16 protein-coding genes and 1 pseudogene are annotated in these 23,329 nt (G+C 71.2%); 1 reads left to right on the top strand and 16 read right to left on the bottom strand.

Annotated features, from left to right (window positions below; all coding sequences use genetic code 11):
- Window positions 1-261: 261 nt before the first annotated feature.
- Entirely contained in the window at window positions 262-1,659 is a 1,398-nt protein-coding gene (locus I5G_RS03360) for a threonine/serine exporter ThrE family protein (protein WP_022877791.1), read from the top strand.
- Window positions 1,660-1,722: 63 nt separating this feature from the next.
- Here the strand turns inward: I5G_RS03360 and I5G_RS20330 are convergent, their stop codons facing one another.
- The 16 genes and pseudogenes from I5G_RS20330 to I5G_RS26675 form a co-directional block, all read right to left on the bottom strand.
- Complete coding sequence (locus I5G_RS20330; protein ID WP_022877792.1) at window positions 1,723-3,420, bottom strand: phosphate ABC transporter substrate-binding protein PstS; 1,698 nt, start codon at window positions 3,418-3,420, stop codon at window positions 1,723-1,725.
- Window positions 3,417-4,166 carry a phosphate ABC transporter ATP-binding protein gene (locus tag I5G_RS03370; RefSeq protein ID WP_305079898.1) on the bottom strand — a complete coding sequence of 250 codons (750 nt, stop codon included), beginning with the start codon at window positions 4,164-4,166 and terminating at the stop codon, window positions 3,417-3,419. Before I5G_RS03370 ends, I5G_RS20330 begins: the two co-directional genes overlap by 4 nt.
- A 494-nt stretch (window positions 4,167-4,660) precedes the next feature.
- Window positions 4,661-5,626: a sortase gene (locus tag I5G_RS03375; protein ID WP_022877794.1), complete on the bottom strand. Its 966-nt coding sequence runs from the start codon at window positions 5,624-5,626 to the stop codon at window positions 4,661-4,663.
- Window positions 5,623-6,408 (bottom strand): hypothetical protein, encoded by a 786-nt coding sequence (locus I5G_RS23865; protein WP_022877795.1) that lies wholly within the window; start codon window positions 6,406-6,408, stop codon window positions 5,623-5,625. Before I5G_RS23865 ends, I5G_RS03375 begins: the two co-directional genes overlap by 4 nt.
- A complete protein-coding gene (locus I5G_RS20340) occupies window positions 6,405-7,508 on the bottom strand; it encodes a hypothetical protein (RefSeq protein ID WP_022877796.1) in 1,104 nt (367 codons plus the stop codon). The genes I5G_RS23865 and I5G_RS20340 overlap by 4 nt, the downstream gene beginning before the upstream one ends.
- A gap of 168 nt (window positions 7,509-7,676) precedes the next feature.
- The gene (locus I5G_RS03390) at window positions 7,677-9,263 is read right to left on the bottom strand and encodes an Ig domain-containing protein (protein ID WP_022877797.1); all 1,587 of its coding nucleotides are present in this window, start codon (window positions 9,261-9,263) and stop codon (window positions 7,677-7,679) included.
- Between the two features lie 29 nt (window positions 9,264-9,292).
- Window positions 9,293-10,450, bottom strand: a complete 1,158-nt coding sequence (locus I5G_RS03395; protein ID WP_022877798.1) for a hypothetical protein — start codon at window positions 10,448-10,450, stop codon at window positions 9,293-9,295.
- A 64-nt stretch (window positions 10,451-10,514) separates the two neighbouring features.
- Entirely contained in the window at window positions 10,515-13,103 is a 2,589-nt protein-coding gene (locus tag I5G_RS03400) for a hypothetical protein (protein ID WP_022877799.1), read from the bottom strand.
- A gap of 147 nt (window positions 13,104-13,250) precedes the next feature.
- The gene (gene pstS / locus I5G_RS03405; RefSeq protein ID WP_022877800.1) at window positions 13,251-14,837 is read right to left on the bottom strand and encodes a phosphate ABC transporter substrate-binding protein PstS; all 1,587 of its coding nucleotides are present in this window, start codon (window positions 14,835-14,837) and stop codon (window positions 13,251-13,253) included.
- Window positions 14,834-16,174 (bottom strand): phosphate ABC transporter permease PstA, encoded by a 1,341-nt coding sequence (gene pstA / locus I5G_RS20345; protein WP_022877801.1) that lies wholly within the window; start codon window positions 16,172-16,174, stop codon window positions 14,834-14,836. The genes pstS and pstA overlap by 4 nt, the downstream gene beginning before the upstream one ends.
- Window positions 16,174-17,193 (bottom strand): phosphate ABC transporter permease subunit PstC, encoded by a 1,020-nt coding sequence (gene pstC, locus I5G_RS03415; RefSeq protein ID WP_026095620.1) that lies wholly within the window; start codon window positions 17,191-17,193, stop codon window positions 16,174-16,176. Before pstC ends, pstA begins: the two co-directional genes overlap by 1 nt.
- Before the next feature lie 250 nt (window positions 17,194-17,443).
- Window positions 17,444-19,096 (bottom strand): PASTA domain-containing protein, encoded by a 1,653-nt coding sequence (locus I5G_RS03420; RefSeq protein WP_022877803.1) that lies wholly within the window; start codon window positions 19,094-19,096, stop codon window positions 17,444-17,446.
- Between the two features lie 7 nt (window positions 19,097-19,103).
- Window positions 19,104-19,640: a hypothetical protein gene (locus tag I5G_RS03425; RefSeq protein WP_148286387.1), complete on the bottom strand. Its 537-nt coding sequence runs from the start codon at window positions 19,638-19,640 to the stop codon at window positions 19,104-19,106.
- 186 nt (window positions 19,641-19,826) lie between these two features.
- Complete coding sequence (recR, locus tag I5G_RS03430) at window positions 19,827-20,420, bottom strand: recombination mediator RecR (RefSeq protein ID WP_022877805.1); 594 nt, start codon at window positions 20,418-20,420, stop codon at window positions 19,827-19,829.
- Entirely contained in the window at window positions 20,420-21,919 is a 1,500-nt protein-coding gene (locus tag I5G_RS26670) for a hypothetical protein (RefSeq protein WP_051038587.1), read from the bottom strand. The genes recR and I5G_RS26670 overlap by 1 nt, the downstream gene beginning before the upstream one ends.
- A 49-nt stretch (window positions 21,920-21,968) precedes the next feature.
- Window positions 21,969-23,225, bottom strand: a pseudogene (locus I5G_RS26675) (DNA polymerase III subunit gamma and tau); the annotation flags it as partial.
- Window positions 23,226-23,329 lie beyond the last annotated feature (104 nt).

Raw genomic sequence — 23,329 nt, forward strand, 5'->3', positions numbered from 1 at the left:
GGTGTCGACGATCCGCTTGCCGACGCGCTTGATGCTCTCGGCGCCGGCGACGGACGAACCGCCGTACTTCTGGACGATCAGCGCCATAAGAGGGAACTCCCGGGGAGGGACGGGCGTCGGGATGCCACGACGGGGCGCTCGGATACCACGCCCGAAGGATCATTCTAGAGGCGGGCGCATGCCGCCGACGTCATGCGGGGCGAGCGCGCGAGCCCCGCGGATAGGATCGTGGCGTTCCCCCCTCCCCCGAGAGCGACCAGGATGCCCCCCACCTCCGCTCGATGGCTGACGTCGCTGCGTCGCCTCGTCCACGCCGAAGACGCCCTCGCCCCCGAAACCCAGCTCATCGCCGTGATCGACGAAACGCGGGCCACTCGCATCCTGGATCTCGCGATCCGCATCGGCGAGACGATGCTCGTCGTGGGCGCGTCCGCGAGCGACGTGACCGCCACGATCGTGCGGGTGAGCCGCGCGTACGGGCTGGACCCGGTGCACGTCGACGTCACCTACAACTCGATCACCGTCGCGCACAGCCTCCCCGGTGCGGCCCATCCGACCACGCTGCTGCGCGTGGTGCGCGGCGCCGCGCCCGACCACGCGAAGCTGCAGCGCCTGCAGGCGCTCGTGGGCGAGATCATCGACGGACTCGACCTGGATGCCGCCATCGCACGCTGCCGCGCGATCCGACGCCTGCCGTTCCGGTATCGCACGACGGCCGTCGTCGTCGCGCAGGCGACGCTCGCCCTCGGCGTCGCGATCATGTACGGGGCGAACTGGCTCGCCCTGCTGCTGTCGTTCGTCGCCGCCGCGCTCGCCGCAACCACCCAGCACGCGCTGGCTCGCGCGCGGGTCCCCTACTTCTTCGCGCAGATCGCCGGCGGCTTCGTCATCACCGTGGTCGCGGCGCTCTCTCCACTGCTGCGCGACACCGGACTCGACGCCGCCCAGGCGATACGTCCCTCCCTCATCGTGGCATCCGGGATCGTCCTGATGCTCGCGGGCCTGGCGGTCGTCGGGGCCGCCCAGGATGCCATCGACGGCTTCGCGCTCACGGCGACGGGACGGATCCTCGAGCTCACGACGCAGACCCTCGGCGTGGTGCTCGGCATCCTCGCGGGGCTGGAGACCGTCAGGATGCTCGGACTCGCGATGTCACCGCCGTCGATGGCGCTGCCGCTGGGCCCCCTTCCGCTGCAGTTCGTCGGGGCGGCGGTCATCGCGATCGCCGTCGCGATCTCCAACGGCGCCGGGGCGCGGATCGTCCTCGTCAGCGCCGGGCTCAGCGTGGTCGCGTGGGTCGGCTACACGGGCGCTTCGGCCGTGGGATTCGAGGTCGCCGCGGCCAGCGGCGTGGGGGCGTTCCTCGGCAGCTTCATCGGCATGGTGGTCGCGTACCGCCTGCATGTGCCGTCCGTGGCCGTCACCACCGCCGCGATCCTGCCGATGGTCCCCGGCGCCGCGGTCTTCCGCGGGCTGCTCGGCATCGTGGAGTCCGGCGACGACGCGGCCGTGCTGATGACCGGTGTCACGACGCTCGCGGGCGCGGCGACGATCGGCATCGCCCTCGCCGTCGGCGCATCGCTCGGCATCTATCTCGGACAGCCCGTGCGCGGGACGCTGTCGAGCGTCGTCCGGTCCCGGGCGCGGGCGCGGCGCTAGCGCGCGGCGCGGGTGACCGCCTGGGGGCGCAACGGATCGAGGCTCCGGGGCAGGAACCGGGGATCAGCGTCCGATCAGCGTGAGCGTCACCGTCGAGCGGTAGTCGCCCACCGTGGCATCCCGAGGGATCCGCAGGGTCAGATCGGCGTCGAAAGCGACACCGGCGAGAGTCGTGCTCGTGCTCGGCTCCCCCGTGGCGAGCACCATCGGGTAGACGGCCGTGCCCGCTTCCTGCGGCGCGCCCACCGTCACGCCGTCCTGGTGCGCGACCTCGCGCGGGGCGATGCCGAGCGAGGCCGACGAGAACCGGAGCGTCGGATCCGCGGTCCCCACGAAGTCGCTGACTGAGACCTGCATCGTCCAACCACCCAGGCGGGCACGGTCGTCGACGACGCTGAATCGCCCGAGGGCTCGCGCGACCTCGGCGCCCCCGCGACCGAGGTCGCCGAAGTCGATCGACGTCGAGGTCGGCGCGGTGAGCTGGAACAGATCGGATGCCGTGACCGTGGCGGAGAGATTCTCGCCGTCGACCTCGTCCGGTCGCGGCGCCGGTCCCGGGTAGCGATCGCTCTCGGGAGGCATCGGCGCGGTGCGGAGGAGGACGTTGTCGGATGCGGTGTCACCGGGCGCGAACGTCGGGTTCTGGCATCCGTTCAGGTCGATCGGGCCGGACGAGCCCGGGATCCGCGAGACCCGATCCGCCACGACCTGGGCGAGAGGGAGCGGCAGGGCGCCGTACCCGAGGCCCGGCAGCTCCTGCTGCCCCTCGCAGGCCGCGTACTCGATGAACCGGGAGAGGGTGCGGCCCTTGTCGGCGGTGAAGATCCGGTTGGTCGCGATCGGGGCGATCAGGTACGACACCGACGAGATCGGGTAGGCGCGGGGGTCGGTGCTGCGATGCACGCGGCGCAGATCGAGGGTTCCGTCCGAGCCCGGCGTTGCCGCCAGGAGCGCAATCGACGCCGCGGCGGGAGTCGGCGCGACGTAGAACCCGGCGTCGTTGAGCACTTTCGCGACCGGGAGACCCGACTTCCACGCGTAGGACGCCTCGACATAGGTGATGGCGCCTCGACCGTAGTCCTGCGAGACGTATCCGGCGACGCCGAGCGAGCCGTTCTGCGCCCGGAACGAATCGCTGATGCGCGGGAAGAGGGAGCGCTCTCCGTAGGTCCAGACGCTCGGATAGCGGTCGGCCATCCACCCGGTCAGCTGAGCACTCGACCCGGAGCCGTCCGCTCGCACGACCGGTGTGATCGCCTGGTCGGGCAAGGTCACCGCCGGGTTGTCCGCCTGAATCGCAGGGTCGTTCCACCGGGTGATCACCCCGGCGAAGATCTTGGCGACGACGGCGCCGGAGAGACGCAGATCGGTCACCGGGTGACCATCGACCCACAGGTTGTACGCGAGCGCCGTGCCGCCGGCGAGCATCGGCAGGTACTCGTACGGCGGCATCCCCGTCTCCGGGGCGGGATTCTCCTCCGTCGCCCCGGTCTGGAACGGGATGTCGCTCATCGCGAAGTCGACCACCTGGGCGATGAAGTCGGCCCGCCCGGCCGAGGAACCGGTACCGGAGTAGTTCACGGTCAATCCCAGGTTCCGGGCGACGTCTCGTCGCCAGGCGTCCAGGCCGGTCTGGCTCCAGGTCGAACCCGATCCGGAGATCCAGGGGAACGTCTCGGCCGCCTGGGCGGGCACGGGTACGGCCAGGGCCGCCACGACCACTGCGGCCAGGGCCAGCGAGCGACGCGCCCCGCGGATCATCCGAAGCGACCGTTCACGTAGTCGTAGGTGCGCGGGTCGATCGGCGAGTCGAACATCGCCTCCGTGTCACCGTGCTCGACAATGTGGCCGGGCTGACCCTGGGATGCCAGGAAGAACGCGCACTGCTGCGAGACGCGCTGCGCCTGCTGCATGTTGTGCGTGACGATGACGATCGTCAGCTCCTTCTGCAGCTCCCCCATGGTCTCCTCGATGACACGCGTGGAGGTCGGGTCGAGCGCGGAGCACGGCTCGTCCATGAGCAGCACCTTGGGCTTGATGGCGAGCGACCTTGCGATGCACAGACGCTGCTGCTGTCCACCGGAGAGACCCCCGCCGGGCGCCCGGAGACGGTCCTTGACCTCTTTCCACAGGCCCGCGCTCTGCAGCGACGTCTCGACGAGGTGGTCCTTCTCGTCGCGGGACGCGCGCATGCCGGTGAGCTTCAACCCCGCGATGACGTTGTCGTAGATCGACATGGCCGGGAACGGGTTCGGCTTCTGGAACACCATCCCGATGTCCTTGCGTGCATCGATGAGGCGGTGGCTCGGGTCGTAGATGTCGTCGCCGTCCAGCCGGACCTCACCGGCGAGGGATGCCGACGGCACGAGCTCGTGCATGCGGTTGAGGATGCGCAGGAACGTGGACTTGCCACAACCCGAGGGGCCGATGAGGGCGGTGACCTGTCCGGCCGGCATCGTGAGCGAGACGTCGAGGAGCACCTGGTGGTCGCCGAACCACGCGGAGATCGACCGCGCGTCGAGTTCGGAGAGCTCCTCCTGTCGAGCCGCGATGCGTTCGGCCTCGGCGAGGCGCTCGGCCGTGGCCGACGCGCCGCCCAGGAGCGAGACGGACGAGGCGCGCACGGACGCGGCGGGAACGGCGTACCCCGCCGACGAGGTCGCGTGGACGGGCGGCGTGGTCGGTGGCGGGAAGTCCGGCGCACTCGGCGGCGCGATCACGCTCGTGACGTCGTCGGCGCCCGCCGTCGGGACCTCGGCGCCGCGGCGGCCGAACAGCGCACCCCGACGCGCGCGGCGGTGCGAGATGCCGAGCGTCGCGCGGGTGGCATCAGGAACCGGCTCGGCGGACGTCACGGGCGCCGCCTCGGCGTCCCGAAGGACGCTCGCGTCGCCCACGCTCATGACGTCGGTCATGTAGGGGTCGGCGGATTCCTCGGCCGGAGCGGGCGAAACACCCTCGAGTTCGGGATCGCGGCGATCGGTCATGTTCGGCTTTCGGGTCACAGGAGGTTCGGGAGGAGGCGGATGAGCTGGTCGGAGACGAAGACGCTCGCCAGCAGGAGGACGGGGGCGAAGACGATCCACGTCTTCTGCCACCCGACGCGACGGTAGGCCCACACCGCCAGGAACTCGGCGACCACGAGGAACTGGAGGGCGAAGACCAGCGCCCACACCGTGGTCATGTCCGTCGCCATCGCCTTGGCCTGCGGCGGCAGTCCCATGGACGTAGTCTGACGGGCACCGGCCGCGAGTGCGGCACCGGTGGACTTGGCATCCACGTAGACGACACCGGTGGGCAGGTACGGGGCACCGCGCGCGGCCATGAGGATCAGTCGGCTCTCGCCGCGCACCGGCGCGGGCGGAGTCGGATCGCCCGCGTAGCGGACGCCGAGCACCTCGAACGTCTGCTCCCCCTGGCCGGTGCGGACCGTGAACTTCTCCCCCGGCTGGAGGGTCTGGATGCTGCCGAACGGTCCACCGAACGCCGCCGTCCGCCCCATGATGACGCTCACGCCCGCCTGACCGGGGAGGACGGTGTCGCGGCGATGCCCCGGCCCCTGCATGAGGGTGCCGGACGTCGTGCCCTCGGACACCACCTCGTCGACACCGAGCTGCGGGATCGACAGCATGGCGACCGGTGCGCCGTCCGCGAGGAGATGGTCCTCGAAATCGCCCTCGCTGACGGGGGCGGTGCCCTCCGCCAGCTGCGCCCGATACGTGTCGCGCAACTCCTGCTGCGAGGCGAAATGGGTGATGTGGCTGACGAGCAGCAGATTCCCGAGGAAAACCAGGATGAGCACCGAGACCGACACCAGCATCCCGCGCACGAACACCTGGACAGGAGTCAGCGGCGCGTACTGCGGGCGCCGCCGCGGAGGACGTCGCGGAGGCTTCGGCGGGCGCGGAGGCACCGCCTGGGCGGACGGAGCGGATGCCGCGCCGACGCGCTCGTCGTACAGGGTCATGTCGTGACCGCCTCGGGAACCGGCGGCAGCGCATCACGGACGACCCGGACGATGACCCAGGCGACGACCGCGACGACGAGGAGCGAGAGGAGCAGCCACGGGAACACCAGGAACAGTCCGTCGCGCGTCACGGGCGTGAGCGCGGTGCCGTCCACCGTGTCCGGCGGGGTGAGGGTGACGTGGCCGGACACCAGCGTCCACTGACCGGCACCGTGCAGCGACGCCGAGACGACCCGTGTCTCCCCCGGCTGCAGCCCCGCGATCGGCACCTCGCTCGCGGTGTCCAGCCGGTTCGAGAACACCGCGCCGTCGATCCAGAACTGCGCGCTCGCGTCGACCACGGAGGTCGACGCGTTGCGCACCGTGAACCACAGGTCGACCGTTCCGTCCGTGGGGTTCAGGGACGGGAAGGTGTTGCCGTTCAGGCCGCCCACGTAGAGCATCCCCGCCACGCTCACCTCACCGGTCGGCGTGGTCTGCGGCGTGGTCGAGCCACCCCCCGATACGGCGCCGGCGCCGGCACCGCCGGACCCCGAGCCGCCCGGGCGTGATCCGCCGTTCGAACCTCCGACCTGCCCGCCACCCGTACCCGCTCCCCCCGGGGTCGAGCGGCTGGGGCTCGCGCTGGGCGTGGGCGTGGAGCCGTCGGTGATCGTCACGGAGAGAGGCGTGCCGTCCTCCGGGCTGTCGGACGCGACGGCCGGGGCGGTGGCACCGGCAGCGGCGACGACGAGGAAGACACCGACGACGACCCGCAACGCGATCGTGCGGCGTCGACTCACGACGACGCCGTACTCGTGGCCCCGGCGAGTCCTCCCGCTTCGGCGGCCGTCGCACGCTCCATGTAGTCGACCCATTCCTGCGCGCGCGCTTCGTCGCGCCGACGGCGCCAGCGCAGCAGCAGGAAGATCGCGGCAGCGAGCGCGAGCAGGATCAGCAGCACCCACGGCACCGCGAACGTCACGGCGTCACGCCGGACCGGGGCGACGATGAGCTGCTGCGCATTGTCGGGGGAATCGACGAAGGGATTCAGGACCGTGGACGGGTTGAGGAAGAGCCACTGCCCGACACCGCCGACGGTGAAATCGTAGGTCGCGGTGTTGCCGGGGAGCAGGATCGGGATGCTGCCGCCCTGCACACCGGTGGCGGGGATGCCGAACCACGTGTTCACGCCCGAGGTGAGGTTGCCCGCGAGCGCGACGTTGCCGGGGTTGGTGACGGTGTAGTGCAGCTTGACGCTCCCGCTGAACGGGTTCCACCAGTCGCCCTCGTACGAGGCGTCGTAGCTCGTGATGCTCAGGGAGGGCTGCAGGTCGCCCGAGACGCGGGCGAAGATCGAGGTGGCCACGCGGCGGTCCACGCTGACCTGCTGCCCCTGCTCGATGACGGAGGCCACGAGTCCCCCGACGTGGTCTCCGGGAGTCGCCTCGGCGGGGAAGGTGATCGTGAAGGCAGGGAGCCGCACCTCATTCGGCTCGAGCGAGAACTTCACGCGGTCGCTGCCGTCCTCGAAGTGCAGCCAGGCGCCGACCGACGTCGGGGTGTCGGCGTGGCCCAGGAGGGAGAAGGCGCCGTCGCCACCGTTGAAGGCGTCCGTGGCGTAGACCGTGAAGTCCTGGCGCTGCGTGCCGGTGTTGCCGACGAGGACGCGGTCGCTGACCGTCTGGCCCGGGTCCGCCGTGTAGGTGAACCGCGAGCGGCCGTCGGGTCGACCGTCTTCGCCCGCCGGCCGGGTCGCCACGCCGACGGTGGCGGGGGTCGCGGCATCCGCGTCATCCGCCCGCGCCGGCGCGGAGGGGGGCAGGACCACGAGCGTCGCCGCCAGGGCGAGCAGGGCGACACCCAGAGCCGGGAGGCGGCGTCGCGAGGTGAAGGAGAGCACGGTATATCTCCGCAGACAGCGGCGACGTAGGGATGTCGCGCGGGTGAACGAGGGCTGATCCGAGGGGATCGGAGCTGTGTCGTCGCGGCCCGGGGCCGGACGCACCGTGTGGGGAGACCGGTGACGGTCCCCCCACACGGGTTACTGCCGGATGATCCGGACGTCAGCTCACTTGGAGGTGAGGGTGACGGTCAGGGTCGAGGTGTACTCACCGGTCTGGGCGTCCTTCGGAGCCTGGAAGGTGAGGTCGGCGTCGAAGAGCGCACCGGTGGTGAGCGTCGAGACGGCCGTGGAGGACGCCAGCTGGGTGCCGGTGCCCTTCGTGATGCCCGCAACCGGGGTGTAGCCGGCGTAGAAGTCGGGCGCCACGGTGAGGGCGGTGGCGGGGATGACGTCGTTGGAGGCGTTCTTGAAGTCGCTCACGGCAGCGGTGAGGTTCCAGCCCTTGAGGACGTTGCGGTCGTCGACGACGGTGACCTTGCCGAGCTTCTTGGTGACGCTCGCGTTGCGCGCGACGTTGCCGAAGTCGACCTTGGTGGCCTCGGCGTTGAGCGACCACAGGTCGCTCGCCGTCACGGCGGCGGTCAGGTCGACCGAGTCGGTGAGGGTGTCACCGGCCGCGGAGACCTTCGTGAACGTGCCCCACGCCTGGACGGCGAACGTGCCGTCACCCGGGAGGGTGAGGGCGACGGTGTGGTCGCCGGCGGGGAGGCTCGTGATGTCGACCACGGCGTTGCCGTTGGCGTCGGTGGTGACGTTGCCGAGGTTGGTCGGGTCGGACCAGGCCCACGCCGTCAGCGTCTTGTTGGCGTTGGCGATACCGGCCGGAACGGTGACGGTCGTGTCGCCCTTGGCGGGGGCGGCGATCGTGACCTGGTTGGCGTCCGAGCCCGCGGGCTTGGTCGGCGCGGTCGGCGCGGGAGCCGAGACGGTGCCCGAGAAGGCCTTCTCCGCGGAACCGGCGGTGTTGGTCGCGACGATCGTCACGTTGTAGGCACCGGCCGTGGTGGGCGTGCCCGAGATGACACCCGTGGAGGCGTCGATCGCGAGACCGGCGGGGAGCGCCGTGCCCGACTTGACCGACCACGTGATCGGCGAGGTGCCGTCAGCGGCGAGCGTCTGCGAGAACGCGGTGCCGACCGTCGCGGCGTTGAGCGCCGTGGTGGTGATCGACGGGGCGGTCGAGACCGACGGAACGTCGAACGTCCAGGTCGCCTTGCTCGGGTTGGCGTTGGCGACCACCGTGATGAACGTGAAGTCCGCCTCGATGATCTGGTTGCCGTTGAAGAACGCGATACCGAGCGAGTAGTCGCCACCCGCGTTGGCGACCGCGCCGCTGCCCGAGGGCGAACCCAGACCCGCGTTGGTGTTGCCGCTGGGCTTGAGGTTCGGGAGCAGGATGCCGCCGGGGGTCAGGTCGAGGGCGCCGTAGGCGTTCCACGATCCCTCGGTGGTCTCCTGGCCGCGCGGCGCGATGAAGGTCTTGACCGCGGTGGCCCCGGACGGGATGGCGAACAGGGCGTTCGCGTCCGGGTCGCCGGGCTCGGGGTCGCCGAGCACGTCGTCGTCCCAGCCGAGCGTGGTGTTCGCCGGGATGAGGTTGGCCTGCTCGGGGTCGAGCAGGTAGAAGGGGTGCGTCGAGCCCACGGTGGGCACGACGGCGGCGCTGGCGGACAGCGCCGGAGTCACGATGAGCGCGGCCGCGGCAGCAACCGAGACGATGCCGACGCGGAGGCGCCGAGCGGTGATGGCCATTGTTTTTCTTTCCCTGTTTCTCTGAGCGATCAGTTGTTGGCGGTGAAAGCGGAGTCCTGCGGAGCGCCGAAGCCGAACTTGATCTTCACGGCCTTGGTGGTGCTGGGGAGGACCGAGGAACCCCAGTAGGTGAGGCTCGACGACGACGCGGGGTTGGTCAGGCTGGCCAGACCCTGGTCGTAGGCGGCGTTACCGCTGGAGATCTTCGCGGTGGGAACGACGATGAAGACCGTGCGGCCCCACTCGCTGGAGTAGAACGACGCGTTGGGCGTCAGGCTCGGAGCGGAACCGGACGTCGGGGTGACGCCGCCGATCGAACCGATCGAGACACCGCTCATCGTGTTGATACGCGCGGCGCCGTTGCTCTGGCCGATGTAGTTGGCGGCCGAGACGGGGATGATCTGCACCTCGCCGGCGGCGGGGTCGAGCACCGTGCCGTCGTTCTCGGGCGTGGTGGTGTTGGTCGCACCGCCGACGACGGCCGAGCCGAGCGCGTTGGAGTTCACGCCGATCTTGCTGAGGAACGTGGTCCACGTGCCGGAGCTGGCCTGGAGCGAGAGCGGCTTGACGACGAAGCTCGTGCCGGGGACCGTGACGGGCGACGACGACGAGGAGGTGTAGATCGAGGCGAGCTCGTTCTTGTCCAGGTCGGAGATCCACGTCGCGGCGGTGGAGGCGTCCGCGCCCGAGCCGACCTTGTAGAGGAAGCTGATCGCGTCCTGGCCGAAGGGGACGTAGGTCAGCACACCGCCGGACACGGCGGTGCCCTTCGACGAGCTGCGGGACAGGTCGACCTGGTTCTTCACGTCCACGCCGTTGTAGGTGAACGAGAGACCGTCGAGGCCACCGATGGACGCGAGGAGGGCCTTGCGTCCGGCACCGGAGCCGTTCGGGCGGTCGAAGATCTTGCCGTAGGGCTTGGTCTGGATCTTTCCGACACCGCCCGAGACGCCGAGGGTGAAGGCGTCCCAGGAGGCGAGGGCCTTACCGGAACCGCTCACCTTGACGGACGAACCGGTGATGGACGTGCCGTTGGCCAGCGCGGCCACGGCGTCCTGCAGCGTGTCCGAACCGACGATCGAGTAGCCGTCGCTCACCGGGTCGGCGTGAGCCGCGGTGGCCGCACCGATTCCGGCGAGAGCAACGCCGAGCGCCGTTCCCAGGGCGGCGAATCGCTTGAGTTTCATTTCTTCCTTCTTGTCGGGTACAGCTCTGGTGTGTTGAGGGGTGGTGAGATCCACGGTGTGGGCCTCAGGTGACCCGTCTTCTCAGACGGGTGATCAGGGGCACGGCGAGGGCGCCGGCCAGGCCCGCGAGGGCGCTGGCGGGCACGGCGGCCGTGATGGCGCCGATGTCCGGATCGTCGGGCGTCTTCCCTCCGGACAGCGCCGCGCTGGCGGCTCCCGACGCGGCCGTCGGGGACTCCGCCGCCGGGGCGGCCGGGGCTGCGGCGGCGGGCGCCGACACGGCAGCCGCCGCAGCCGCAGGCTTCACCGGGGCGGATTGCGAAGGGATGTAGGACGACGGCTGCGGGGACGGCGCGACCGGGCCGCTCTCGATGGCATCCGCCGCCTTTTGAGCCTGCGTCGTCCAGTCGGCCGGCAACGGGACGTATCCGTCGGGGAGCTGGCCCGCATCGGGACCCCGCTTCTGCCCGGGTCCGACGGCGTAGCGGATGAACTGCGCGTAGGCGCGGCGGATGTTCGCGTCCTTCATCGACGGCCGGGCGGCGGCGTAGACCGGCATGGCGAGCGGGTAGGCGGCGGTGGCCGCGCGCGCCGCATCGGAGGTGAAGTCGAAGCTGTCGACCGACGGGTTCGTCTTGGACCCCGCCATGGCGGGGGCGGCCGCGGCGATGCTGGTGTCATCGGGGGCGACGAACTTCCCCGCGGGGTTTCGCAGGGAGGCGGTCACGACCTGGTAGCGGCGCGCCGCGGCGGCACTCGTCAGACCGAGCAGCGCCTGGTTTCCCGGCAGCATTCGCGGCAGCTTCCCGTACTTCGGCGGGATGGAATTGGCATCCCAGAACCCGGGCCCCTGGCCGTCGCCGCGCAGCGTGAGGTAGGCGACGCTGCTCAGGTCGGCGGCGAACGGACGCCAGGTCACGAGGTTGATCACACCGGCATTCGACGGCGTGAACTCGACCGGGTCTGCTTTGGGGAAGTCGTCGCGATCGACGGAGAATGCCGTCTTCGTCGGGTTGGTGTCGGCGTCGGTCGAGTACCACGGGTTGACGACCATGCCCCACGGATCCGGCTTCCCCGCGAGGAACGCCGCCGCTTCGGGGTCGGACGCGATGTACGCCCAGACCGCGCGCGCGGAGTCCGTGCGACCCTGCGGCACGATCACGTCGGCGATCGCGGGGCCCGTGAGGTTCTGGAATCCCCACTCGGGGTCGTTCACCGCGAGGAAATCGGGATCCTTGGTGATGTTGTCGGGATTCGTCTTGTTGAGGTAGTCGATGTTCGCCCCGTTCGGGAGCGAAGACCGGTACGAGTAGCTCAGCAGTTTCGCCAGCAGTCGCGGAGTGAGATTCACGGACGTGAACGGCGTCCGTGCCGCGTCGACGTATTTCTGCGGAACGTCCTTGAACGGATCGGGATGTCGATCGATAGACAGGGATATGGTGACGCCGGTCAGGGCGATCGGTGCGTAGGTCAGCGGATCCGTGCCCGATGTCTCGCGGGCGTAGCTCGTCAGCGCGAGCGGGGCGTCCTCGGTCGTCGCCGCGGCCGTGAGCGCGTCGGACTCGGGGACGGTCAGGACGGAGTACACGGCGGCGCCCGCGGAGTTGCACACGACGGGCTGCCAGGAGGCGATCGCGTTCGAGGTGAGCTCGCTTCCGGCCAGGAGACGCTCGGCTGTGCCCTCCGGGCATCGCGTCCCCAGGGGCGTGAAGTCCAGGCGCACGGCGAGGGCGTGCCGCCACGATTCGATGAAGAGACCGGACTGGTTGATGCTCGACGACCCGTTGTCGGCCGTGCCGCGCGGGAGGACGACCAGCCAGCAGCTCGCGCCGGTCGTCGTCTTGCCGTCCTTGGACACCACGGGGTTCCCGCAGCCGAGGGCCGGCGCCTGAGCCGCCGTCTGCACTTCGAAGGACACCGCACCCGAACCGTCGTCGCCCGACCCCACCCACGAGATCTCGTTCGTGCTGTATGAGGTGAAGAACGGGTTGACGTTGAGGTTGACAGACTCGTCCACGGTCTTCGCGCCGGTCTTCGGGTCCGTCTTGATGCCGTCCACGCGAGCGCCGTCGCGCGCGACGAACGGGATGCCGGTGTACGGGGGCAGGAACGCCACCGAGGTGAGCGCCGAATACTGCTGGTCCTCGGCGGGGATCTCGTCGAGCGAGTAGTTCCGGAAGGCGTCGCGCGTGGCACCGGGGCTGTTCGCACCGCCGTACATGCAGGTCGTGCGATCGGGGCGGGTCGGGTCGGTCGGGTCATCGCCCCAGCACATGAAGACCTGGAGGAAGTTCTGACCGCCGCTCGAGCTCGGAGCCACCGACTTCTTGCCGCCCGTCCAGCTGAGGCGGATGCCCTGCGCCAGCAGGTTCTTCGTCTGCGAGACCGTCACCGCCAGGTCGGGCATGGGAGCCGAGTCGAGCGCCTTGTCCTGCTGTGCCGCGGTGACAGTGACCGCGGATGACGCTGTGTCGTCCGCCGTCGCGGTGGAGGCGAAGATCGTGCCCACCCCGGCGAAGACGCCGAAGACCGCGATCGCGCACACCGCCCCCGCCGTGATCGCGGAGACCGCACGGCGTGCCGCCGACGGCCGTGCCGCCTTCCGGCGGTGCGCACGCCGCGACGGGTGCTGTGAGACGCGTTCTTCGGACACGGTGTTCCTTCGCTGGAGCGGCGCTCTTGGCGCCTTCGTGAGTACTCAATTCGCCGCAGGTGGCTGCGGGATGAACGCGCCGGTAACGAGATACCGCCGCGAGGCAGTGAAGATGAGAATTCGCCTAAACCCCAGATCGGGGAGGAATTAGCGCTTCGTGCCGGCCTTGCCGGAGCGTCGTCCGACCAGGGGTGGGATGAGGATCGCCGCGACCACCAGGAGTCCGGCGGCGAGCATGATGAACTGCGGGGTCCCCCAGCCGTTGTCGGCCAGAGTGAACGGGAGCGACGCGGCTGCGGCTCCGCCGGCGGCGGCCGCCGAACCCGACACGAGGTTGCCGTTCGCGTCGTAGACCGGGGCGCCGGCGGCCGCACCCGCCGCCGCGGCACCCGCGGCATCCGTCGAGCCCCCCGCCCCACCCGCGGCGGCCGCAGCGTCCGCACTGTTGGTCCCTCCGCTGACGCCGCCGGAGCCGGTCGCCGGAGTGGACTCCTGCGCGCCACCGGTTCCCTCCACGCACTGGGTGGATCCCTGCTTGTCGCAGTCCGGTGGATTCGGCGCCGTGGCCGCGAGCTGGTTGTTGGACGGCGAGTCGCCCGGCTTGAAGGTGGGGTTGTTGCAGTTGTTGAAGTCGACGCCGCCCTCCGTGCCGGGCACCGACTTGATCACTTCGGAGCCGGCCTGCACGAGGTTCATCGGGAGCGGGGAGTACCCCAGGGCCGCCGCCTGCTGCTGCCCCTCGCAGAGCATGTAATTGGCGAACCGGCTGAGGGTTTTCCCCTTCTCCGTGGTGAACACCTTGTTCGTCTGCGTGGGGACGATCATGTACGAGTAGCTCGACATCGGGTACGTGCGCGGGTCGGCGTTGTTGTAGACGCCGTCGAGGTTCTGCGTCAGGTCCGGGTTGATCTGCGCCGCCATCAGCGCCACCGCCACGGACTGGTAGGTCGGCTCGACGTAGTAGCCCGCCTTGTTGAGCACCTTGACCACAGGGAAGCCGGACTTCATCGCGTAGGAGTACTCGACGTACGTGATGGCGCCCTCGCCGTAGTCCTGGCTCACGTAGCCCGCGACACCGAGCGAGCCGTTCTGCCCCTTGAACGACGCGTTGATCTGCGGGAACTGCGACCGCATGCCCTGCGTCCAGATGTTCCCGAACTGCTTCGACATCCACAGGGTGAACTGCGCGCTGGTACCCGAGCCGTCCGACCGGTAGACGGGGGTGATGGAGCGGTCGGGCATCGCGAGGGCCGGGTTGTCGGCCTGGATCGCCGGGTCGTTCCACTTGGAGATCTGACCGCTGAAGATCTTCGCGATCACCTCACCGGACAGACGGAGGTTGGTGACGCGCTTCCCACCGATCTTCAGGTTGTACATGAGCGAGGTGCCACCCGCGACGATCGGCATGTACGCGTAGCCCGTCGACGGACGTTCGGGCGGGGACCCGTCCTCGGGGTTGGCCTGGAACGGGATCTCGCTGATCGCGAAGTCGACCGTCTGGTTGATGAAGTCGTTACGACCGGCCGACGAACCCGTGCCGGAGTAGTTCACGGTCATGCCGTAGTTGCTCGCGACGTTCTTACGCCACTGGTCGAGCGCGTTCTGCGACCAGGTCGAACCGGACCCCGAGATCGGGACGTATCCGTCGGCGTGCGCCGGCACGGGCGTCAGCGCGACGAGCGAAACGACCGCGAGCGCCGCGGCGAGTCGGGCCCAGCGGGGACGGGATTTCACGACGGGTTCTCCTCGGACGGTGTATCGGTTCGTTTGGTGAGAGCGCGCTCGGCGAGCCGCCACTCGAGGTCGGTGGGCGGCTTGCCCTTCGGGGGACGGATCTTCCGCGCGCGGCGCGTGGTCGGCGGGGTCTGCGCACCCCGGTCCATGCGCTGGAGGTCGCGGGCGGATGCCGCCGCGGCCGCGCGACGCTGGCGATCCGACAGCTGACCGGGCCCGCGGCCGCCGATGAGTCGGGCGACGATGAACAGGGTGAGCACGAGCAGGACGAGGGTGGCGGCGGCACCGAAGCCGCGCGCGATCATGTTCGGCTCCGGCGACTTGACGAAGTCGAACACCTGCAGCGGCAGCGAGATCATGGGCCCCGAGAACGGGTTCAGGTTCATCTCGGCGGTCACGCCCGAGGTCAGCAGCACCGGCGACGTCTCACCGATCCCGCGGGCGGTGCCCAGGATGACCGCCGTCACCAGGCCCGAACGCGAGGTCGGGAGGACGACGCTCCACACCGTCTTCCACCGGCTCGTGCCCAGCGCGTACGAGGCCTCGCGCAGGTTGTTCGGGACGAGCCTCAGGACGACGTCGGAGGCGCGGATGATGATCGGCAGCATCATGACGCTGATGGCGAGGGCGGCGGCGAATCCCGAACGCTGGTTGGTGATGAGCGTCACGACGGCCGCGTAGACGAAGAGGCCGGCCACGATCGACGGCAGCGCGGTCATGGCATCCGAGATCGTCCGGACGAACCGGGCGAACGGGCCGCCGATCTCGTTGAGGAAGACCGCCGTGGTCACACCGAGCGGGATCGTGATGACCAGCGCGATGCTGATCTGGATGAGTGTGCCCACGATGGCGTGCGCGATACCGCCCATGGTGAGGGGGTCGAGGGGACCGGCGAGCTTCATCGTCTCGACGAAGAAGTTCCCGTGGACCAGGGCATCCGAGCCGCGTACCAGCGTGAAGATCACCACGAAGGCGAGGGCGCCGAGGAGGATCACGCCGGCCGAGTAGAACAGCGCCGTCATGATCCGCTCGCTGATCGCGAGCCGGTCCGCGCGCATGGCCGTCATCACCGCGTAGATGCCGAGGAACCCGATGAACGACAGGACGAGCCAGCCCACGACGCCCGTCATCGGCGTGAGCCACCCGAACATCAGGGTGGACAGCGCGATGCCGGCTGCCATGCTGCCCAGGAGATCGAACCGGTCGCCGAACGGCACGGTGCGAAGATCGCGGCGCTCGCCGACGATTCCGAACCGCACCGGTACGGAGGTGCGGGCGGTGCTCGTCTCGTCGTCGTCCGGAGCGGACGGAGGGGCCTCCGGGGTGATGATGGCCATCAGTTGCTCTCCGCTCCCGACCGGCTGCGCGCGACGATCGTGGAGGCCGTGAAGTTGACGATGAGCGTGATGATGAACAGCACGAGACCGGCGGCCATGAGTGCCGACAGGCCGAACTGGCTCGCCTCGCCGTAGCGGAGGGCGATGAGCGCCGACACCGAGTTCGTGCCCGTCTTCAGCACCTGCGGGTTGATCGTGAAGATCGGCGAGATGATCATCACGACCGCGATGGTCTCGCCGAGAGCCCGACCGAGCCCGAGCATCGTGCCGCCGATGATGCCCCCTCGACCGAACGGCAGCACGACGGCCTTGATCATGCCCCAGCGCGTGGACCCCAGCGCCAGGGCGCCCTCGCGCTCACCGAGGGGCGCCTGGGAGAACGCCTCGCGCATGACGGAGGTCTGCGTGGGGACGACCATCAGGGACACCACGATGCCGGCGATGAACGCCGACGACGTGTAGGCGCCGGCCTCGGTCAGCCGGGCGCCGGACGGATCCGTGACCGCGAAGATCGGGATCCACGAGAAGTACGTCGAAATCCACTGGGCGACCGGGATCACGCCGGACTGCAGGAAGAACACGCCCCACAGGCCGAACACGACACTGGGGACCGCGGCCATGAGGTCGACCATCGTGACGAGGAGCGAGCGCAAGCGCGGCGGCACGATCTCGCTGATGAGGAGCGCCGTCCCCATCGCGAGCGGGACCGAGATGCTCATCGCGATGAGCGCGATCGTCACCGTGCCGAACAGCACCGCGGCGACACCGAACGTCCCGGTCTCGGGCGACCAGTCCTGCGTGGTGAGGAACGACGGACCGGCGACGCTCAGGGCGTCCCCGGCCCGGAGGCTGAGGAAGATGCCGACCGCGAGCATGATCGCGACGGTGATGGACCCCGCGGAGTAGGCGGCGACGCGGAAGACGCGGTCCGCCTGCACGGGGCGGCTCTTCAGCGAGCGTCGGACCGGTGCCGTCGCCTCCGGCCGAGGAGGAAGGACCTCCGTGGTCGTGTCCGTCATGCGCTCTCCGTCGGTCGCGTCGGGTAGGTCGGGCAGAGGCACCGTGTCGCCGTCCTCCGCGGACGGGCCGACACCGGGGCGATGTCCGGACGACCGGCGACGCGAGGCGCCCGTTGTCCCTGATGCCGGCTCGGGTGGCCGACACTGGCGACGGTAGATCCGGGTCGTGAACGCCGCCGGGAGGGACCGCCCACGCCGACTGGCCGGGAGGTGAACGAGGGATGCCGAGGGCTCGGCGACGACATCGCGCTCACGGCGCGCCCGCGGTCGACGTGGGCGTCGGCGTCGGAGTCGGGACCGTCGTCGGCGTCGATGTGGGCGTCGGCGTCGGCGCGGCGGCGCGGCCGCTGGAGACGAGGACACGCACGGTGGAGCCGACCTGCGCCGACGCCCCGGCGGCCGGCGTGGAGCCGATGACGGTCCCCGCCGGCCGGTCGGAGATCGTCGGCACCGCCTCGGGGGTGAACCCCGCGGCGCGGATCGCGGCGTCGGCGTCGGCGGCCGTCCACCCGTCGATCGGCGGGACCGCGTTCGTTCCGGATGCCACGACCAGACGCACCGTCGTGCCGCGCGGCACGGTGGTTCCGGCCGCCGGATCGGCTGACAGGACGACGCCCGCGGGGAGCGGGGAGTCCTGCGTCGTCACGGGCCCCGCGACGAGACCCGCCGCTTGAATGGCGGCCAACGTGTCCTGCAGGGAACGGAGATCGGGGACGGCGACGGCGGCGTCCGCCGACGGTGTGGGGGACGCGCTCGACGTCGCGCTCGGGGCTGTGCTCACGGAGGGCGCCGTCGCGGTCGGCGCGGCCCCCGGCTCGGTGCGCCCAGCCGACGCCATGAGCGGAACCGCCACGGCGGCGAGGGCGAGGAGCGCGACGACCACGATCGCCGCCGCCCACCCGGGCCCCTCCCCCCGGGACCGGTCGGTCGGGGCATCGTCCGCCGCGACCGCGGCGACCGCGCCGGTCGACGTCGGGACGACAGGTGCCGCGACCGGCCGCAGGACGCGGGTCGCGGCGGCCGGAGCGGGCGCGGGCGCGGTGGCCTCGAGCGCTGCGCGCATCTCCACGGCGTCGGCGAACCGTCCGGCAGGGTCCTTGAGCATCGCGCGCACGAGGACGCGATCGAGCGCCGGCGACACTCCCCTAGCACGCACCGAGGCCACCGGAGGCGGCGCATGCAGCTGCGCCTGCACCACGGCATCCCGGTCTCCGCCCTCGAACGGCGCTCGCCCGGTCAGCGCGAAGTACAGCAGACCGCCCACCTGGTACAGATCGCCGCGCACGTCGATCGGCTCGCCCCGCAGCTGTTCGGGCGAGGCGTACTGCGCGTTCCCGACCACGCCGGCGCTCGCGGATGCCGAGCTGCGCAGCACGTCGTCGCCGCGCGTGGTCCGGCCCGCGGCATCCGCCAGCCCGAAGTCGAGCAGCGTGGCGCGGGCCGGCTGCGGTCCGTCGAAGCGGACGAGGACGTTCGCGGGCGAGACGTCGCGGTGCACCAGCCCGACGGCGTGCGCGGCCTCGAGCGCCTGCAGGATCATCACGCCGATGCGCCGGGTCGCGGAGGCCCCGAGCGGGCCGTTCGCCTGCACGTGTTCCGCGAGCGTCGCGCCGTCGAGGCGCTCCTGGGCGATCCACGCGATCGTCACCGGGCCGTCCTGGAACGTGCCGACGTCGACGACCTCGACGATCCCGGGGTGCGCGACCGCGGCCGTCCGGCGGGCTTCGTCGAGGAACGCCTCGCGCAGAGCCGCGCTCTCCGACAGGTGCGGGTGCAGCAGCTTGATCGCGACCGGGCGGTCGAGCACGGTGTCGGTCGCGGCGAACACCGACGCGGTGCCGCCGGACCCGAGCAGCCCCTCGAGACGGAACCGACCGGCGATGAGTCCGGATGCCGCGGTCATCGGGCGGTCACGGCGTGTTCATCACGACGCGGGCGCGACGGCCCGACGCGGTGCCGATGCTCACGCCCTGCGCAATCGTCGCCGTGCCGAGCGCGGTGCTCGCGGCTCGTCCCGCCGCGGCGGCTTCGCTGGCCGACTCGTACCAGCGCGCCGCGGTAAGGACCGGGCGATCGCCGCGGCGGATGACCCACCCGTGCGTGGTGGACTGCGGGCCGCGCACGGCGGTCACCGTCATCTCGTCGACGCGCGCCTGCTCGGCGACGACGGCGTCGAACGCGGCGCGCGGAGAGACGAAGATGCGGGCGCAGCGCCCGAGCTCCCGGTTGTTCGTGGCCAGCAGTCGCCACACGCCGAAGACGCCCAGCGGCGTGAGGGCGGCCTCGGGCGTGGACTCGCTGAGGCTGCTGGCGGTGATCGCCCACTCCGGCAGCAGATGGGACCGGAAGAGCAGCCACGCGGCCAGGCGCGGATCGTGGACCGAACGGAAGGTGTCGAACACGATCCGGCCACGCCGCGCCGCGCGATCGGAGAGCGTCTCGCTCACGGGCACCCCTGTCTGACGTCCGCAGAGCTCGTGGGTCGGGCACCCGTGCTGCGGTCCGTAGGCAAGAAAATGGCCGCACCCGGTGGCCGTCGATCCATCGGGGGATGAACGAGCGGTACACGACGGGTCAACGCTCGGAGATCACCCTCGCGGCGGTGGGTTTTCGCCCGCGGCTCCGTGACCGCGTCAGAGCGTGCGGCGCCCCTCGAAAGCGCGACCCAAGGTCACTTCGTCCGCGTATTCGAGGTCGCCGCCGACCGGGAGACCGGATGCCAGGCGGGTGACGCGGATCTCGAGGGTGTGCAGCAGACGGCTGAGGTAGGTGGCCGTCGCCTCGCCCTCGAGGTTGGGGTTCGTCGCGAGGATGACCTCCTGCACGGTGCCGTCGGCGAGGCGCTGCATGAGCTGCGTGATGCGCAGGTCGTCGGGGCCGACGCCGGCGATGGGGCTGATGGCGCCGCCGAGCACGTGGTACAGCCCGCGGAACTCGCGCGTGCGCTCGATCGCCGCGACGTCCTTCGCGTCTTCGACGACGCAGATGAGGGTCTCGTTGCGGCGGGGATCGCGGCAGATGGAGCAGCGGTCCTGCTCCGAGACGTTGCCGCAGATCTCGCAGAAGCGCACCTTCTCGCGCACCTCGCCGAGGAGCTGCGACAGCCGCGATACGTCGAACGTCGGCGACTGCAGGATGTGGAACGCGATGCGCTGCGCCGACTTCGGGCCGATGCCCGGGAGCCGACCGAATTCGTCGATGAGGTCTTGGACGATGCCGTCGTACATCAGTTGAACCTCGTCGGGGGCTCGTAGGGCTCGTCGCGCACGTAGGTGGCGCCGAGCATCTGGCGGACCACGGCCTCGCCATACCGCTGTACTCCCCCGCTGAGGGGCGCCATACGCGGCACGATGACCGGTGGCACCGGGACGTCGACCTCATCGGCAGGCGGGATGACGTCGTCGTCGTCCACCTCGTCGGGAGCGGCGACCGACGCGACCACGTCGCCGGAGGGGAGCACGGCTCCCTCGAAGGGCGGCGGGGCGATGCGAGGCATCGCGCGCACGGCGGCTTCCTCCGGCTCCTCGTCGACGGCGAGCGCAGTGGTGGCTTGTGCAGCCGGCGCCACGGTTGCGGTCGCGGTCGCCGGACCCCGGGCGGGCGCGGTCGGCGCGGGGGCGGATGCCGAGGGCGTCGCGGATGCGGAGGGAGTCGCGGATGCGGAGGGGGTCGCGGCTCCGCCGGGGATCGGGGCGACCGCCCAGTCGGTGACGGAGGCCGCCGCGTAGGGTGCCGAGGAGCGGGACGCCGGGGTCTGCTGCGCCGCCCGCGCGCCCCCGTCGGAGCCGGAGGCCGGTCCTCGCGGCGCGCTGCCGCCGGGGCCGCCGTCGCCGTCGAGGCGCGCGAGGTACTTGACCCGGATGCCGAGCACCGCCTGGATCGCACGGCGCAGGTCTTCGCTGGGTCCGCCGTCCGCCGAGCGGGTCTTGAACGCCGTGAGGTCGGACCCGGTGCGGAAACCGAGCGTGAGCACGTCGTCGTCGAAGGCGAGCACCGACGACGTCGAGACCACGAGCCACGACGCGCGGCTGAGCGCCTCGAGCTGGCCGAGCACCTCGGGCCACGCGTCGCGCACGTGCGAGAGCTCGAGCGGTCCGACCGGTGCTACGGGCGGCGTCGGAGCGGTGGGCTCGAGCGGCGACGCGTCCTCGGAGCCCGGCGTGGGCGCGGTGTCGAAGGGGTGCGGGTCGGACGGAGCGGATGCCGGGGCGGGAGGCTCTACCCGGGATTCCGCGGCGGCGGGAGCGGCCGGGGTCGCAGCACGGGCCGTCGGTGCGGTCCGGACCGGTTGTGCGGCCGCGGCCACCGGGGTGCCGGTCGGGGCGCCCTCATCGTCGTCGTCATACGGCGGCGGGGCGTCGTCGTCGTCGAACGGCGGCGGAGCATCGTCGTCGGACGGCGCGTCCATCGGCGGCTCCGCGCGGCTCGGCGACGGGGCGGCGACGGGGGAAGGAGCGGGCGAGGCCTCGGTGCTTGGGGCCGACGGCGCGGCGCCGGACGGCGAGGCCACCCCCGGAGCCGCGACCGTCGGTGCGGCGACGGCGGGGGCGGTGGATGGCGCGGCCACCGCGGGGGCGGCAACGGGGGACGCGACGGCGGGGGCGGCGCCGGGCGACGCGACGGTCGGTGCGGCGACGGGTGCGGTCTCACGGCCCGGCGACGCGACGGCGGGCGCAGCGGTGCCGGGGCTCGCGATCCCCGGCGCGGCAACGACTGGGGAGGCCACAGCCGCCGAACCGCCCCCGCGGGGACGCGATACCCGGCGAAGCGATACCCGGCGAAGCGACTCCGGGCGATGCGACCGCGGGAGCCGCAGCCGGGGCCGCCTGCGCGGGAGCGGGCGTTCGCGCGGCCGAAGCCGCGGCGTGCTCGGCCGCGTGCGCGGGAGCCGCCGCGGGAGCGACACCCTGCGACACCCCCGCGTGCGTGAGCACCCGGGCGACGAGCAGCTCGAGCTGCAGGCGCGGCGAGGTCGCCCCGGTCATCTCGTCGAGCGCCGCGACCACGAGGTCGGCGGTCCGCGACAGGCGCGCGACGCCGAAGGCCGTGGCCTGACGCGCCATGCGCTCGAGCTCGTCGTCGGGGACGCCGCGCAGTACGGCGGAGGCACCCGCACCGGTTGCCGCGACGACGATGAGATCGCGCAGGCGCTCGAGCAGGTCGTCGACGAACCGTCGAGGGTCCTGACCGGTCTGCACCACGCGGTCGACCGCGGCGAAGGCCCCGGCACCGTCGAGCGCGGCAAACGCGTCGACGACCTCGTCGAGCAGTTCGGAGTGGGTGTACCCCAGAAGCGCCACGGCGCGCTCGTAGTTCACGAGCACGTGGTCATCGGCATCCCGATCCGAACCGGCGATGAGTTGGTCGAGCAGCGACAGCGTGTCGCGCGGCGACCCGCCACCGGCGCGCACCACGAGCGGCAGAACGCCCGCCTCGACGGCGACGCCCTCGGTCTCGCAGAGCTCTTGCACGTACTCGAGCATCGCGGCGGGCGGCACCAGGCGGAACGGATAGTGGTGCGTGCGCGAACGGATCGTGCCGAGCACCTTCTCGGGCTCGGTCGTGGCGAAGATGAACTTGACGTGCGCGGGGGGCTCTTCGACGAGCTTGAGCAGAGCGTTGAAGCCCTGCTGCGTGACCATGTGCGCTTCGTCGAGGATGAAGATCTTGAACCGGTCGCGCGCGGGGGCGAAGATCGCGCGCTCGCGCAGGTCGCGCGCGTCATCGACACCATTGTGGCTCGCGGCGTCGATCTCGACGACGTCGAGGGACCCGCCGCCGCCGCGGCCGAGCTCGACGCAGCTGTCGCACTCACCGCACGGGGTGTCGGTCGGACCCTGCGCGCAGTTGAGGCAGCGCGCGAGAATTCGGGCCGAAGTCGTCTTGCCGCAGCCGCGCGGCCCCGAGAAAAGATAGGCGTGCCCGACCCGGTCACTCCGGAGGGCGGTCATCAGCGGCTCGGTCACCTGCGACTGCCCGATCATCTCGCCGAACGCCTGCGGGCGGTAGCGGCGGTACAGGGCTGTCGTCACTCCCCCAGCCTACGGCGTGCCACCGACATCGCGTCCGGCGCTCTCCCCCCCCAGCCGCGGCCCGGACTCCGTTCGCGCACACCCAACGTAGGAGAAACCCCAAA

Source organism: Microbacterium sp. B19, assembly GCF_000333395.1.
GTDB lineage: Bacteria > Actinomycetota > Actinomycetes > Actinomycetales > Microbacteriaceae > Microbacterium.

What these genes read in the sequence shown, in the direction of transcription:
- I5G_RS03360 (WP_022877791.1), top strand. Translation starts at nt 262, where the DNA reads ATGCCCCCCACCTCCGCTCGATGGCTGACGTCGCTGCGTCGCCTCGTC.
- I5G_RS20330 (WP_022877792.1), bottom strand. Translation starts at nt 3,420, where the DNA reads ATGATCCGCGGGGCGCGTCGCTCGCTGGCCCTGGCCGCAGTGGTCGTG.
- I5G_RS03375 (WP_022877794.1), bottom strand. Translation starts at nt 5,626, where the DNA reads ATGACCCTGTACGACGAGCGCGTCGGCGCGGCATCCGCTCCGTCCGCC.
- I5G_RS03390 (WP_022877797.1), bottom strand. Translation starts at nt 9,263, where the DNA reads ATGGCCATCACCGCTCGGCGCCTCCGCGTCGGCATCGTCTCGGTTGCT.
- I5G_RS03395 (WP_022877798.1), bottom strand. Translation starts at nt 10,450, where the DNA reads ATGAAACTCAAGCGATTCGCCGCCCTGGGAACGGCGCTCGGCGTTGCT.
- pstA (WP_022877801.1), bottom strand. Translation starts at nt 16,174, where the DNA reads ATGGCCATCATCACCCCGGAGGCCCCTCCGTCCGCTCCGGACGACGAC.
- pstC (WP_026095620.1), bottom strand. Translation starts at nt 17,193, where the DNA reads ATGACGGACACGACCACGGAGGTCCTTCCTCCTCGGCCGGAGGCGACG.
- I5G_RS03420 (WP_022877803.1), bottom strand. Translation starts at nt 19,096, where the DNA reads ATGACCGCGGCATCCGGACTCATCGCCGGTCGGTTCCGTCTCGAGGGG.
- recR (WP_022877805.1), bottom strand. Translation starts at nt 20,420, where the DNA reads ATGTACGACGGCATCGTCCAAGACCTCATCGACGAATTCGGTCGGCTC.